This window comes from Lentibacillus songyuanensis (genome assembly GCF_039548255.1).
In the GTDB taxonomy this organism is placed as follows: domain Bacteria; phylum Bacillota; class Bacilli; order Bacillales; family Amphibacillaceae; genus Lentibacillus_C; species Lentibacillus_C songyuanensis.
The window spans coordinates 131,718-145,958 of record NZ_JBCLVH010000002.1; the positions used below are offsets into that span (position 1 = coordinate 131,718).

Below are 14,241 nucleotides of genomic sequence, written 5' to 3' on the forward strand. Positions count from 1 at the left end.
CCTAATACAAGAGCAACCGAAACAGCTCAAATAATCCACTTCTTGCCAAATATAACACGAAGATTGCAACGATCGGCGAGAAATCAATCATTCCAAGTGGTGGAATGATTTTACGGAACATTTCCAAATACGGTTCACAAATTTTTGCTAAAAATACGCCAAACGATGATTCCCGTGCACCTGGAAACCAGGACATAAAAATATAAATGATTAGTGCATAGGAATATATTTCAAAAGCGTAACCTATTATATTAAGTAACTGAATCATATTTTACTACCATCCCTTTTCAAATTCGTCTTCATTGGCAATCGCTTCGGAAATGGTCCCGGTAACATCCACATTATCCGGTGTGCAAAGAAAAGTCTCAGCACCAAGTTTTTGAATATCCCCATTGATGGCATAGACTGTGCCACTTAGAAAGTCAACGATGCGTTTTGCCTGATTGTGATCAACCCGCTGCAAATTGATGACAACTGCTCGACGATTGACAACATTATCGGCAATTTCTTGTGCTTCATTATAGGACCTTGGTTCACATAGAACGACTTTGGATGAAGGTCCTTGCATGGTTTTTAAATTAACCACATTTCGTCCCTGCTCTTTTACTGAGCTTTCCGGCACATCCCCTTCCTCCTGTTCCTCAACATATTCATATTCATCATCCATCGTAAAAAATGTTTTTAATTTATTTTTGATGCTCATCGTTTCACCTCACTCATGTTATGAACCGACCAACTTGGAACCAATCCGTACATGGGTAGCACCTTCTTCAACTGCGATTTGATAATCATTGCTCATCCCCATCGATAAATAATGACAAGGGGCATGTGCAATATTTTGCTGTTCGATCGTATCCCGTAATGCTGCCAGCCGCTTGAATGTACCTCTTAGTAACTGCTCATCATCAATGTGAGGAGCCATTGTCATCAACCCAACAATACGAATATGCGTAAGCTCCTTTAATGACGCAATAAATGAAATAACCTGATCATCCGCCAGCCCGTGCTTGGAATCTTCCCCACTTACATTTACCTGGACAAAACAGTCAATAGGACGCTTGGTGCGTTTATTAATTTCTTTTGCCAATGATAACCGATCAAGAGAGTGAATCACATCGACCTTATCAATAATATCCTTCACTTTTCTTGATTGTAATGTACCAATAAAATGCCATTTTGCCTGGTTATGGAAATGCTCATATTTTTCAAGAAAGCCTTCGGAGCGATTTTCGCCAAGATTGTCTATTCCTGCTGCCAACGTTTCTTCAGTTCGTTCTATTGTAACATATTTCGTAACACCAATGATGGTTATCTCATCTGGATTACGATTGCTTTTGGTGCAAGCTTGTCCAATTGTGGTACGAATGGTTTGTAAATTTTCTGCTACGTCCATGACTACCTTCTCCTCCCTTGCCATGACTATATAGAATAGCCAATAAATCCTAGCATTCTGCCTGTCTTTCCTTTATCCCTTCGATGCGAATAAAATAACGATTCATCACGAAACGTACAATAATTTGTTATATCTATATTATGACGTAAAACCCCACATTGTAAAAGGATTTCCGCATTTAATTGTTTTAAATCCAATAAATAGTGATTCTCAGCCAGCTTTTGAACCGTACGTTCCCTTAGTTCTTGCGGAATTTCGGCAATAACGCGATCGTCAACTGCGTAATGTTCGTTAGAAATACATGGACCGATAACAACACGAAGATTGCTTACGTCTATATGGACACTTTGCAATTTGGTCACCATTTTTTCAGCCATTCGATGAACGGTGCCTTTCCATCCTGCGTGGGCAATTCCAATATAACCTGTCATCGGATCAAAGAAAAATAGCGGGACACAATCTGCGAAAAAAGCGGTACATAATACCCCGATTTTATTCGTGATCATTCCGTCAACTCCAGCTAGTGAGGTATCGTGGGAGACGGAGCCTTTTCCTTTATCCTGCAATGTAATTTCCCTAGTTTGTGTCGAATGAACCTGTTCTGCTGCTACCCAATCTTGAAGCGGGAACGTAAGTTGTTTTGCCAATCGTTGTCTGTTTGTTATGACATCCTGTTGATTATCCGGTACATGCAATCCAAGATTAAGCGATGTAAACGGTGGATTGCTGATGCCGCCATTTCTTGTCGTAAATCCCGCAACTAGATTTGGGTTAATTTGTTGCCAGCTCTTTAATGCTAAATAAGCATCTGACTTCTGATAGAAGGGCTCGGACATATCAATACCTCCAGTTTATTGCTTTTACCATTCTATCATAAATTTACCGCTTTTCCATGTATTGCTGATCCGGATATAATGAAAGTGTTTCCACATTTTTCACCAAAATGACATCTGAGCCAATTGTTTCGATTTGACTCCAATAAATGGTTAATTCATCTGCCTTACCAAAGAATCCGCTTTGTTTTTCTTTGATTGGCACAATGAGTGCAGTGATTTTACCACTTTCTGAATCAATTTCCAGATCGGTAAAATGTCCTAACCTGGAACCATCCTTAATGTTGATAATTTCTTTTATTTGTAACTCTGACAATGTCACCATGTTTTTCACCCGCCTTATTAACACTATATGCAAGTGCATGGTAATTTCATGTACAAATTTAACCGTACGAAAATAAGTGGTTGGGACATAACAAAAACTTCCCAAGTGAATAACGAGGAAAAAGGTTTTGAGCGCTCCTATGCCTACCGATGGATCTTAACAGGTAGTTTTGATAAACTGCGACGTAGATTGAGCTGGTGGTTGAACTGCCGCTGCGGGAAAACACTACGCTAGGGTTGGTGCCACCTATAATTATAGGCGCTCAACTCTTAATTATTTAATAATTAGAGCATTGGATCGAAGGGTAGTTGATGCCTGCTGAAAACAACACATGTCTAAAGGGCTCACAATACGATTCTGTAAAAAGACACTGCATTCAACTGTCGGGTTATTATGAACAGTGTGTATTATCCTGCATGCAGTATAGCTTGTGACAACAGAGTTCTTTAGAGGAAGAAATGCTAATAATCTTTCAGCCAGTAGACAGGCTTTGCTAGTCCGGAATCGCTCCGGGTGGTGACTCCTGTGGGAACAGCACGTGTCCGAAGACCCCGCAGAGTGGTTCTTAAGGAGGGCCGACTAAAAACGGCCTTTGCGGCCAACGTCGGCATACCCCTATGAAGGGGCAAGGAGGCTAAGGCCGTGCCCACGGAAAGCATCCGCCCGGAGCGATTCCGGACGGTGGCGTTAGCACCCCTCTTCCAATAGAACGAGTGTCATGTAATAAAATTGTCACTACGTCGCAGTTTCCATCTAATTAGCAGTAAGTTTTTTAAAACTTAGTATTTAAAAATTCACCTGCATTAACATACTTCATTGTTAACGCTTTTTACATTAAAAAATCCGTACGAGTTCAATTTCCAATGAAGAAATTTGAATCATCGTGCGGATTTCCCTTGACTAAAACACTTTTGTTTCAGCACCTTATTCGCTTAAATAGTACGTTCACTTTTGGTCATTCAAACATTTCTTTATTCATTTGATCGATTGCAGCTTTTTCCAAGCGGGAGACCTGTGCTTGAGAGATACCAATTTCATCGGCAACTTCCATTTGCGTTTTCCCTTGAAAAAAACGTTTATTCAGGATCATTTTTTCCCTGGCATTTAGTTGAATCATTCCTTCTTTTAAACTTAACTTATCCACCCATGAATCATCTTTTTCCTTGTCATCACTTAGCTGATCCATTACAAAAATCGGATCACCACCATCATTGTAAATTGGTTCGAACAATGATACTGGATCCTGAATGGCATCCATTGCAAAAACAATATCAGCATGGGGAACTCCCATTTCCTCGGCAATTTCCATTGGTGTCGGCTCTTTCGATGTTTTATTTATCAATTTTTCTCTAACTTGTAATGCTTTATATGCAATATCGCGTAACGACCTGGATACGCGAATGGGATTATTATCCCGTAAGTATCGTCTGATTTCACCAATAATCATTGGTACCGCATAGGTGGAAAACTTTACATTATGTCCTAAATCAAAATTGTCAATTGATTTCATTAATCCGATACACCCTACTTGAAATAAATCATCCACATACTCGCCACGATTATTGAATCGCTGGATCACACTTAACACCAATCGCAAATTTCCATTAACCAGTTCCTCTCTAGCTGAAATATCTCCTGCTTGCATTTTGACAAATAGTTTTTTCATTTCTTCGTTTTTCAACACGGGTAATTTTGATGTATCAACGCCGCATATCTCTACTTTATGTCTGATCATTCTTCTACCCTCCCGTTGGAGATGCTGTTCATGGACAGTATCTCACCAAGGGAAGTTTTTTATGCAACGTAATTTGTGTTAAAAACGAAAGAAAATAGTCGCTATTCAGCTATGAATAAGGACTAAACCATCTTATTAAATTCTTTTTTTAACCGGCGAATTATTTTCTTTTCCAGACGTGAAATATACGACTGGGAAATGCCAAGCATATCAGCAACATCTTTTTGTGTTTTTTCTTCTTCACCAACTAATCCGAAGCGAAGTTCCATGATTTGTTTTTCTCGATCGTTTAGTTGGGATAAGGCATTTTTTAAAAGATGTTTGTCAACATTCGATTCTAAATTCCTGGTAATAATATCAACATCCGTTCCCAATACATCGGATAATAATAACTCATTTCCATCCCAGTCGATGTTTAATGGTTCATCAAACGAAATTTCTGATTTCAATTTATTATTTCTGCGCAAATACATCAGAATTTCATTTTCAATACAGCGTGACGCATAGGTTGCCAGCTTTATTTTCTTTTCCGGATTAAACGTATTAACTGCCTTGATGAGTCCAATGGTTCCAATGCTGATTAAATCTTCAATATTAATTCCGGTATTCTCAAATTTACGGGCTATGTATACAACCAATCGTAAATTTCGCTCAATTAACATCGCCCGAGCTGCTTTATCTCCCTTTGGTAACCGCTCAAGCAACTCTTGCTCTTCTGTTTTGGATAATGGTGGTGGTAAAGCCTCACTCCCCCCAATATAATAGATTTCATCAGATTTAACTCCCAATTTCATTAGTGTGTTATACCACCACAAACGTATCCTTAATTTCCATTTACTCAAAAACGATCTCCCCTTTTTTGTTATCTCCTGATTTGCTGAACATGCTTTTTCACTTTGTCCTTCACACGGCAATGTTCTAGTTACCAGTGTTTGCCTATGCGGAATGCACTGCCGCTAGTTTAATAATTTGTGGATGTAATAAACAATGATAGCTTCCATCATCCGTTAATGTGGCAAATTGAATGCCAATCAATGCTTTGCTTGTTATAATTTTCTCGTTGTCATAATAAATGATGATATTATCCGGTTTAATCGTTAACATGAATAAGCGCTTGCCATCGACACCTTGAAATGGTACAAGCTGGATTCGGTTCTGCCATCGTTCTGGTATACTGTCAAAATCAAGTTCCTCTTGGGCGCTTTTTAACTTGTTCCATTCGTCTTCGGTGAACCAGTGCATCAAAAATTGTTTATCACAGATAATAACGGGTTTTTTCGTTAATGGATCGGCTAATTGGTTGCCGCTGTCAATATATCCCGTCGTCGAATTGCTCCGGTTGTCTAATTGAATGGTTACCGGATATAACTGGTCGTAACGGATCTTATCAGCCGCGTGCTTGTCCATACGGTTCTTCGTAAAGACCCAAACAATCGGAAATCCCACTACAATAAATAACCAGCTCACTGGATCCCCATACCCTTTATTAAAGGTTAAAATCCCGTTTACCGATAGCCCAACAGGATTTTGCAGCAAAAAATGTATGGCTATCAAACCACCTCCGATCGAGAACGTACTAAAGTAAAATAACAGCAGCATTTTAAGTAGCCGATGGATCGAATGAAAACGAAAGGAGCATAAAATAATCACCACAGAATACAATAGTTTGCCTATAACAGTCGTAAAAATGGAATCCGGATAATATAATGAAATAGGCACTAAAATCGATGCTACAAATGCACCAAACATCAGTCTGATTTTTCTTGAGCTGTCCTTGGCTAAAATCTGTGTAAGCATCAGCAGCATCATGTCTAATAGAAAATTTAATAACCAGACAGCATCAAGGTAAATGGTCACACTGCACTTCCTTTCTGCGCGTTTCAATCTTTTATTTTGGAAACAATGCTGAAAATGATACGTTAAAAAAAGTATAGCGGACTTGCCCGGCAAAGTCTGTCACTTCTTGTATGCGTAATGGTGCTAATTTTAAGAGGTTATCGGGGAGTTTGTCGGTAAAAAAACACCGTTAATTTAACCATGGAAAAGGATTCATAACAAACCTTCCTGCTGCAAGCCTTTTCATCCACTCATTAGATAAAAAATGTCGAGAAAACATGGAGAAATTACAAAAAAGATTTTCTACAAGCAAAATACTGTATTCATGTGATTGGTGTCATTTAAACCATGCATATATGACCGAATAAAAGGCATGTATTCGGTCAATTAAAGCATACATTTTAATGGAAAAACCTTTGGAAAACAGCAAAGAAAAAAGCAAACGGATTAATGGAGTCCGTTTGCTTTACGCTTTGTTTACCGTCTTCTATTTCGATTCCTTAAGAATGTTGGAATATCCAATGTATCATCCTCTTGTTTAACAGGCTGTTGTTGTTTCACCGTGTTTCTTGATTCACGCTGTGGTAAATCATCATTTAATTTCGTTGCGGCATGCTGTTTATTATTCGTTATCGGTCTGGTCTTTTGCTGCTGGTCAGCTACTTGATTTTCATCAAATCCGGTAGCAATAACCGTTACAATAATCTCATCCTTCAAGTTCTCATTAATAACAGATCCAAAGATGACATTCACTTCAGTATCAGCAGCCGTTGTAACAAGATCAGCCGCTTCCTGCACTTCATACAAGCTTAAATTGCCACCGCCTGTAATGTTCATCAAAATACCGTGTGCACCATCGACTGAGGTTTCCAGTAATGGAGAAGAAATAGCTTTTTTGGCTGCTTCTGTTGCCCGGTTTTCCCCAGTTGCAATACCAATCCCCATTAGGGCAGAACCTTTATCATACATAATTGTTTTTACATCGGCAAAGTCCACATTAATAAGCCCAGGCTTGGCAATCAAATCGGAGATACCTTGTACACCTTGGCGAAGTACATTGTCTGCTTCACGAAAGGCTTCTAACATTGGGGTGTTTTTATCGACAATCTCAAGCAGGCGATCGTTCGGGATTACAATTAATGTATCGACACAGCTTTTCAGTGTATCAATTCCCGAAATTGCTTGCGTTGATCTTCTTCTTCCTTCAAACGTAAATGGGCGGGTTACCACGCCTACAGTAAGCGCCCCTAAATCTTTAGCAATTTGTGCGATGATTGGTGCAGCACCAGTTCCAGTTCCACCGCCCATTCCAGCTGTAACAAAGATCATATCCGCACCTTGCAACACTTCTTCAATTTGCTCTTTACTTTCTTCAGCCGCTTTCTTGCCGACTTCCGGATTAGCACCTGCGCCTAGACCGCGTGTCAGCTTTCCGCCGATTTGCAGCTTTACTTCCGCCATTGATAAATTTAATGCTTGCGAATCGGTATTGACTGCAATAAATTCAACGCCTTCCACACCATGCTCAATCATACGGTTCACAGCGTTGTTTCCACCACCGCCAACACCGATTACTTTTATTGTCGCCAGTTGATCCATATTTGTGTCAAACTCCAACATATACGTTCCTCCTAAAATAAACAAAATTACTAGAGTCTCCGGAATCTATTTCTTTACTTTGGAAGTAATACCGAACCACCCGTGTTGCTTGGTCACAGCACATACGCCGCTAACTGGCGCCTGCACTTTTACATTAGTCGAAAAAGTATTTAAATAGATTTGCGATTCCAGATTCTTTTTTCTTTTTTTCCGTTTTTTCTACTGGTTGTGACGTCTTTTTTGTTCGTTTTGGTTTTTCTTCATATGAATTTACAAGTACGGAAGGAAATAAATCTTTTCCTTGTATTTTCGCATTACGATAAGCAAATTGCAAGATTCCTACCCCAGCCGTAAACTGTGGCTCTCTGACGCCTATGTAATCTGGTAATGACATTCGAACATTCGCCTGGAACAAATCTTGTGCAAGTTCTAGAACGCCAGGCATTTTCATTGTACCACCTGTCAGAACATATCCTCCTGGCAATCCATGATACCCCATCCGTCTAATTTCCCGTTCGGCGTAAGCATAAATTTCTTCCAATCTAGCTTCAATCATATCAGCAATTTGCAACTGGTTAAACGTTTGTGAGGTATTACTGCCAATTGTCGATACGTGAAATGTTTCTTCCTCTTGGGCATCGTCGAAGAAGGCATGTCCATAGTTCAACTTAATATCTTCCGCTTCCTCCGTTGATGTCCTTAATCCAATAGATAGATCCTTCGTGATGTTATCACCACCAAGTGGAATAACACTGGTTGCTGCTAAATGATCATTTTCAAAAACAGATATTGTTGTACACCCGCCCCCAACATCAATCAGGGCAACTCCAAGATTCTTCTCATCTCTCGATAAGGCGATCGAACCCGCGGCAAGCGGCTGCAAACAAATATCAGACACTTGCAATCCGGCGCGTTCCACACATTTTAAAATATTATGTAAAACGGTTTTAGAGCAAGTAATAATCGTTCCTTCCATTTCCAAACGAACACCAATCATTCCTCGTGGATCGGTTATCTCATCCAATCCATCCACAATAAATTGTTTGGGAATGACATCAATAATTTCCCGTTCTGGCGGAATGGAGACGACTTGTGCTCCGTCGATCACTCTGGTAATATCTTCATCACCAATTTCTCTGTCTTCACTTTGTACAGCAACAACACCATGACAGGCTTGCAGCTGAACATGGTTTCCATCGATACCTACCACTACCCGGTCAATTTGCATACCTACCATTCGCTCGGCCTGCTCCACAGCGTTACGGATCGAATGAACGGTTTGATCGATATCAACAATGGCCCCTTTTTTCATGCCATTTGATTTTGCACTACCTACACCAATAATATTTAATGAATCGTTTAAAACTTCACCAATAATTACTTTAATTTTTGATGTACCTACGTCCAAGCTCACTAGTATTTCACTGTTGTCCAATGAAAGGCACCTCCCAATTCAAGCATCTGATCAACTAAAAACCAGATTGTTAAACCTGTAATGTATTCTTTCTTTCATTATAAATTAAAAAGTGATAAGAATATACCAAAATAAGAGATATATAAAGTAATTCTACAATAAAAGTGCATATCCCTTTTATTTTCCATTACTTTTTTCATTTTTCTTAAATAAAGCCAGAGTCGCTAAAAATGAAGTATATAAGTAATCCTACCACAATCTGTTCACGTAAAGGTAGGGTGATTAATTCTATTAATGGAAATAAATGGATGAATTACAGATGCTGCTTCCTTACCAATATTACATACTTCGTTACCAGCATGTTGTATATGGCTTTCCAATCGTTAATATCTTCTTTTTTATTATATTCTTCATCGAGGGACGTTACTAGGTATGTCTGAGTTATCTGATAGCTTTACTGTTGGATTCCCACAATTCCATGTGACATACGGACTTCCAGGACCGTGCCCAAAATCTTTGAAGAAACAAATCAGGAAGCTTGCTATTCTTCCCCATCGTCTTGACTTTCCTTTTTCTTTTTATCTTTATCGAATGATTCGAAATAAGCACCGACCCCGATATGAACTATTCCCTTACTATCTGGGTCAAGCTGACTTACAATCGAAGGATACACCTTCATCTTTTCTGTAAATTCCCGGATCGATCCGTCAACCAGAAAACCATCATTCATGTACAGCATAATTTTATACTTATTATCCTCGGTTGGCTTCCAATGAACCTCTGATATCATGTTCAAAATACTTTTAGGAAGCGCATGTAGTTCACTGGTCATTTTATGCAAGAATGATTCCTCTGAAAAATCCATTAACAATGGAGCATCCCCGTTTATCGACTTCATTTTGAATGATGTGATCACTTGCCCATTATCCAAAATTGGATGATAAACATTATCTTGTTTGACATAACCCACCCGATCATATTCGGTTACCTCAATATGAACTGTCCGTGGCAATTTTTTAGTTACTTCTACCGACTTAATTGCAGGGTTTTTACGCAATGTTTGTTTTAATTTTTTCGCATTAATGGTCCAGATATTTGTTTTCGTAGTTATCTTGCTTTTTTCACGAATCTCTTTGTCTGAAACCAAGGAATTTCCTGTAATCGACATTGACTTTACATGACTTAATGGTGATTGTAAATAGACAATCAAGGAAATGAGTAAGAAAAAAATAGATAGATAAAATATTAACCGTCTGTTTGCTTTCTTTTTTCGAGCTTGTTTCAATTTCGGGATTCGATCTTCAATCGAAACAATTTTCTTTTCACCCATTCTTTTCTTCCTTTGTATAAAAATTAACGGCATCCTCTCTGCCGTTTATGGTCGTACAAAAATTATATCATAAATCACATGTAAACATGTAGTTCTTATTACCTATTGTTTAGGTAGAAAAAAGGCTTCACCTAAAGAAGCACAGTAAAATGAGTGAAGATTATTCTATTTTCTATCTAAATGGAAGAATAACGGCTTACATTTAATAGGATACCAACAGAGCAAAGGGTCAGTGTGAGTGATGATCCCCCGTAGCTTAAGAATGGCAGGGTAATTCCTGTAACTGGAATCAGCCCAATAACAACACTAATATTGATCATCACTTGAACTACCAACATCGATACGATACCTAATGCCAGAAAACGTCCAAACGCATCCGGCGCCGCTAATGCAATTTTGATACCCCGCCAAAATAATAAACCAAACAAAGCAATTAACAGTGCACCGCCAATAAAACCGAGCTCCTCACCTAATATCGCAAAAATAAAGTCTGTCTGTGGCTCAGGCAAATAAAAGTATTTCTGGATACTGTTGCCAAGTCCCAGCCCCATTAATCCACCTGGTCCAATCGCGTATAATGACTGGATTATTTGAAATCCGTCGCCAAGCGGATCATCCCATGGATTTAAAAATGCGGTTATCCGGCTAATCCGATATGGTGCGGAAATAATTAACAATAAAAATCCAATAACCCCCAAGATCCCGAGTCCGACAAAATGCGAAATTCTAGCTCCTGCTGCAAAAATCAAGATCATACATGTCAACACAAGCACAATTCCTGTTCCAAGATCAGGCTGCAGCATAATCAGTCCAAACGCGGTAAACACTAGTAATAATGACGGAAGAAAGCCCTTTTTAAATGATGTAATATACTTCTGATGAATGGCCAGGTAAACGGACAGGTAAATAATCAATCCAAGTTTCATAAATTCAGATGGCTGGATACTAAACGCTCCGACACCTATCCAGCTCTGCGCACCGCCTCGAACCATTCCGACTCCAGGAATTAACACGAGCAAAAGTAATCCAAAGCAACCAAACAAAATGACCTTCGCATATCGCTGCCACGTTCCATAAGGAATGGCCATGATAAAAAACATCGCAACCACACCGACACCTGTAAACAATATTTGCCGTTTCAAATAGAAAATACTGTCCCCATATTTATAATCCGCCCAGATATATGATGAACTATAAACCATCACAATTCCAACAATTAACAAAGCAAAAATAATTCCCAGCAGTGTGTAATCTGGTGCATTTTGCTGTTTAAATAATTTCCGTAACAAATAAAACACCCCATATCCATCATCCGGAATTGGGGCTATCTCAAGTTAACATGGAAAAATGGCAAGATAGATAGCTTGTCCTTCCTTTTTCCATGTGGCAGTTGGTTTGAAACAAGCCCCTATACTAATGTATGCACGGCTTGCACAAACATGTCACCTCTTTCTTCAAATGTTTGATATTGATCCCAGCTCGCACACGCTGGTGACAGCAATATCACATCGTCAGGATTAGATTTTTCGTATGCGATATGAACCGCATCTTCTACATTCTCACACATGGTAGTTTGAATCCCCGCCCGTTTAGCAAGGCTTTGCAATTTTTTCTTTGTTTCTCCAAACAGCACCATCATTTTAACATTGGTAAGATAAGGAAGTAACTCATCAAAACCATTACCACGGTCTAATCCGCCTGCCAGTAAAATGGTGGGTGCCTGAAAAGAAGACAATGCCTTCTGGGTTGCCAGTATATTGGTTGCCTTGGAATCATTATAAAAAATCCGCTTATTTATAGTATCCACATACTGCAATCGATGTCGTACACCGGTAAAGGTCGTTAAAACTTCGCGAATTCCATCGTTTACAGCACCGCTTAACTTAGCAGCACTGACCGCTGCTAATATATTTTCCAAGCTGTGCTCACCGACAAGAGCAATCTCCCGCTTATCTATGATTTTCTCGTTTTTGAAATAGATACTTGTATCATCCGCCCATGCGCCATTTTCCTGTTTCCGCTTTGTTGAAAAAGGAACGAACGTTGCATCAGCCGATTTCACTGCACTTGCCACTACTTCTTGATCAGCATTATAAATTAAGTAATCGTCTGCCGTCTGATTCTCGAAAATATTACATTTCGCCGCTTTATAGTTTTCAAAGCTGCCATGATAATCTAAATGTGCAGAAAAAATATTTAACAACACTGCTATTTTCGGTTTAAACGTCTGAATGCCCATTAACTGAAAAGAGGACAGTTCAAGAACCATTTTTTCTTCCGGCTTTAGTGTTCGCGCAACATCACTCGCCACTGTACCAATATTACCAGCAAGTTGAACAGGTTCTTTGCTTGCTGAAAGCATTTGGGCCGTTAGCATAGTTGTAGTCGTTTTTCCATTTGAACCGGTAATCCCGATAATCGATCCTTCCACCATATTACCAGCAAGTTCAATTTCCGTAATGACTGGAATATTTCGCTCCTGCGCCGCTTGAACAATCGGGTTGTCATATGGGATACCAGGGTTTTTAACGAGCAGTTCCATCCCGTCTAAAACAGCAAGAGGATGGGAACCAACAATTACTTCTGCCCCCATCTGACGCAGTGCTTGCACGTTTTCATCATCATTGGACGCCTTCTTATCGTTTACACGTACAGTTATGTGACTGTCCAGTAATAATTTTGCTGCAGCGGTTCCGCTTTTGGCTAATCCTAAAACAAGAACATGCGAATAAGGAAAATCTGTTAATTTATTCAAACTAAGCCCACCTTAATGTATATGCCAAGTGCACCAAAAACGAGTCCGATTAACCAAAAGGTTGTAACAACCCGCCATTCCGACCAGCCTAGAAGTTCATAATGATGGTGCAGCGGACTCATTTTGAATACCCTTTTTCCTGTTGTTTTAAAAGAAATGACCTGGATGATAACAGATAATGTTTCAATAACGAACACACCACCAATAATCACCAAGAGGATTTCCAGTTTTGTCAATATAGCAATAGCGGCAATTGCACCACCCAACGCCAATGACCCTGTATCCCCCATGAATACCTTAGCAGGATGCGCATTGACCATGAGAAACCCGAGCAGCGCACCAACAACTGCCAGGGCAAAGATAATGACTTCATACTGGGAAAAGTCATACCACGCAATGATTCCAAATGCGCCAAAAGCAATCGCTGCCGTTCCGGATAATAAGCCATCAAGTCCATCCGTTAAGTTAACCGCATTGGATGATCCGACAAGCATTACAATAATTAAGATAGCATAACCCCACCCAAGGTCGAATTGTGTGGCTGTTCCCGGAATTTGAATGTATGTCGGAAAATCATGAGCGCGCAAAATAAAATAAAAAACAAGGGCAATAATAATTTGTCCAAGCATTTTTTGTTTGGATGTTAAACCTAAATTTCGCTTCATAGCTACTTTTATAAAATCATCTAAAAACCCCAACAGCCCATACCCAACAACAACAAAAATCAACAACCAAAGCTGATAGCTAATCGGGCTGCTTAACTTAGTTGCCATAATAAGCGAGGTAACGACTGCACTAATAACAATCATGATTCCACCCATGGTTGGTGTACCCGTTTTTTTCAGGTGTGATTTTGGCCCCTCTTCACGTATGCTTTGTCCAAACTTCAACCTCCGTAAAAAAGGAATAAATATGGGAGATAATAGGAAGGTTATTAGGAATGCTATTGCAATTGTTATAAGTAATACAAAAATGTTCACTGCATCTTCTCCTCCTCGTGCAAAAACCGCCACATGAACCA

At 39.4% G+C, this 14,241-nt stretch carries 14 protein-coding genes; all 14 read right to left on the reverse strand.

The window, feature by feature from the left end:
- Position 1: 1 nt before the first annotated feature.
- The 14 genes from WMZ97_RS02650 to mraY all read right to left on the reverse strand — a co-directional run bounded on the left by WMZ97_RS02650 (position 2) and on the right by mraY (position 14,200).
- Complete coding sequence (locus WMZ97_RS02650) at positions 2-268, reverse strand: YggT family protein (protein ID WP_343270507.1); 267 nt, start codon at positions 266-268, stop codon at positions 2-4.
- 6 nt (positions 269-274) lie between these two features.
- Positions 275-703: a cell division protein SepF gene (locus WMZ97_RS02655; protein WP_343270508.1), complete on the reverse strand. Its 429-nt coding sequence runs from the start codon at positions 701-703 to the stop codon at positions 275-277.
- Between the two features lie 18 nt (positions 704-721).
- Positions 722-1,393 carry a YggS family pyridoxal phosphate-dependent enzyme gene (locus tag WMZ97_RS02660; RefSeq protein ID WP_343270509.1) on the reverse strand — a complete coding sequence of 224 codons (672 nt, stop codon included), beginning with the start codon at positions 1,391-1,393 and terminating at the stop codon, positions 722-724.
- Between the two features lie 26 nt (positions 1,394-1,419).
- Positions 1,420-2,229: a peptidoglycan editing factor PgeF gene (gene pgeF / locus WMZ97_RS02665; RefSeq protein ID WP_343270510.1), complete on the reverse strand. Its 810-nt coding sequence runs from the start codon at positions 2,227-2,229 to the stop codon at positions 1,420-1,422.
- A gap of 43 nt (positions 2,230-2,272) precedes the next feature.
- Complete coding sequence (locus WMZ97_RS02670; protein WP_343270511.1) at positions 2,273-2,551, reverse strand: YlmC/YmxH family sporulation protein; 279 nt, start codon at positions 2,549-2,551, stop codon at positions 2,273-2,275.
- Positions 2,552-3,506: 955 nt separating this feature from the next.
- Positions 3,507-4,286 (reverse strand): RNA polymerase sporulation sigma factor SigG, encoded by a 780-nt coding sequence (gene sigG, locus WMZ97_RS02675; RefSeq protein WP_343270512.1) that lies wholly within the window; start codon positions 4,284-4,286, stop codon positions 3,507-3,509.
- Between the two features lie 122 nt (positions 4,287-4,408).
- A complete protein-coding gene (gene sigE / locus WMZ97_RS02680) occupies positions 4,409-5,128 on the reverse strand; it encodes an RNA polymerase sporulation sigma factor SigE (RefSeq protein ID WP_343270513.1) in 720 nt (239 codons plus the stop codon).
- Positions 5,129-5,222: 94 nt separating this feature from the next.
- Entirely contained in the window at positions 5,223-6,143 is a 921-nt protein-coding gene (gene spoIIGA, locus WMZ97_RS02685) for a sigma-E processing peptidase SpoIIGA (RefSeq protein WP_343270514.1), read from the reverse strand.
- Between the two features lie 456 nt (positions 6,144-6,599).
- Positions 6,600-7,742, reverse strand: coding sequence for a cell division protein FtsZ (gene ftsZ, locus WMZ97_RS02690; RefSeq protein WP_343270515.1), 1,143 nt, complete (start codon positions 7,740-7,742; stop codon positions 6,600-6,602).
- Positions 7,743-7,875: 133 nt separating this feature from the next.
- Positions 7,876-9,156, reverse strand: a complete 1,281-nt coding sequence (ftsA, locus tag WMZ97_RS02695) for a cell division protein FtsA (protein WP_343270516.1) — start codon at positions 9,154-9,156, stop codon at positions 7,876-7,878.
- Positions 9,157-9,676: 520 nt separating this feature from the next.
- Positions 9,677-10,465, reverse strand: coding sequence for a cell division protein FtsQ/DivIB (locus tag WMZ97_RS02700; protein ID WP_343270517.1), 789 nt, complete (start codon positions 10,463-10,465; stop codon positions 9,677-9,679).
- Positions 10,466-10,641: 176 nt separating this feature from the next.
- Positions 10,642-11,754, reverse strand: coding sequence for a stage V sporulation protein E (gene spoVE, locus WMZ97_RS02705; protein WP_343270518.1), 1,113 nt, complete (start codon positions 11,752-11,754; stop codon positions 10,642-10,644).
- A 119-nt stretch (positions 11,755-11,873) separates the two neighbouring features.
- Positions 11,874-13,220: a UDP-N-acetylmuramoyl-L-alanine--D-glutamate ligase gene (murD, locus tag WMZ97_RS02710; RefSeq protein WP_343270519.1), complete on the reverse strand. Its 1,347-nt coding sequence runs from the start codon at positions 13,218-13,220 to the stop codon at positions 11,874-11,876.
- Complete coding sequence (gene mraY, locus WMZ97_RS02715; RefSeq protein WP_343270520.1) at positions 13,217-14,200, reverse strand: phospho-N-acetylmuramoyl-pentapeptide-transferase; 984 nt, start codon at positions 14,198-14,200, stop codon at positions 13,217-13,219. The genes murD and mraY overlap by 4 nt, the downstream gene beginning before the upstream one ends.
- Between the last annotated feature and the right edge of the window lie 41 nt (positions 14,201-14,241).

Excerpts from the sequence above, each read along its gene's own strand:
- WMZ97_RS02660 (WP_343270509.1), bottom strand. The coding sequence starts at position 1,393 with ATGGACGTAGCAGAAAATTTACAAACCATTCGTACCACAATTGGACAA.
- ftsZ (WP_343270515.1), bottom strand. The coding sequence starts at position 7,742 with ATGTTGGAGTTTGACACAAATATGGATCAACTGGCGACAATAAAAGTA.
- WMZ97_RS02655 (WP_343270508.1), bottom strand. The coding sequence starts at position 703 with ATGAGCATCAAAAATAAATTAAAAACATTTTTTACGATGGATGATGAA.
- WMZ97_RS02650 (WP_343270507.1), bottom strand. The coding sequence starts at position 268 with ATGATTCAGTTACTTAATATAATAGGTTACGCTTTTGAAATATATTCC.
- WMZ97_RS02700 (WP_343270517.1), bottom strand. The coding sequence starts at position 10,465 with ATGGGTGAAAAGAAAATTGTTTCGATTGAAGATCGAATCCCGAAATTG.
- WMZ97_RS02670 (WP_343270511.1), bottom strand. The coding sequence starts at position 2,551 with ATGGTGACATTGTCAGAGTTACAAATAAAAGAAATTATCAACATTAAG.
- sigG (WP_343270512.1), bottom strand. The coding sequence starts at position 4,286 with ATGATCAGACATAAAGTAGAGATATGCGGCGTTGATACATCAAAATTA.
- pgeF (WP_343270510.1), bottom strand. The coding sequence starts at position 2,229 with ATGTCCGAGCCCTTCTATCAGAAGTCAGATGCTTATTTAGCATTAAAG.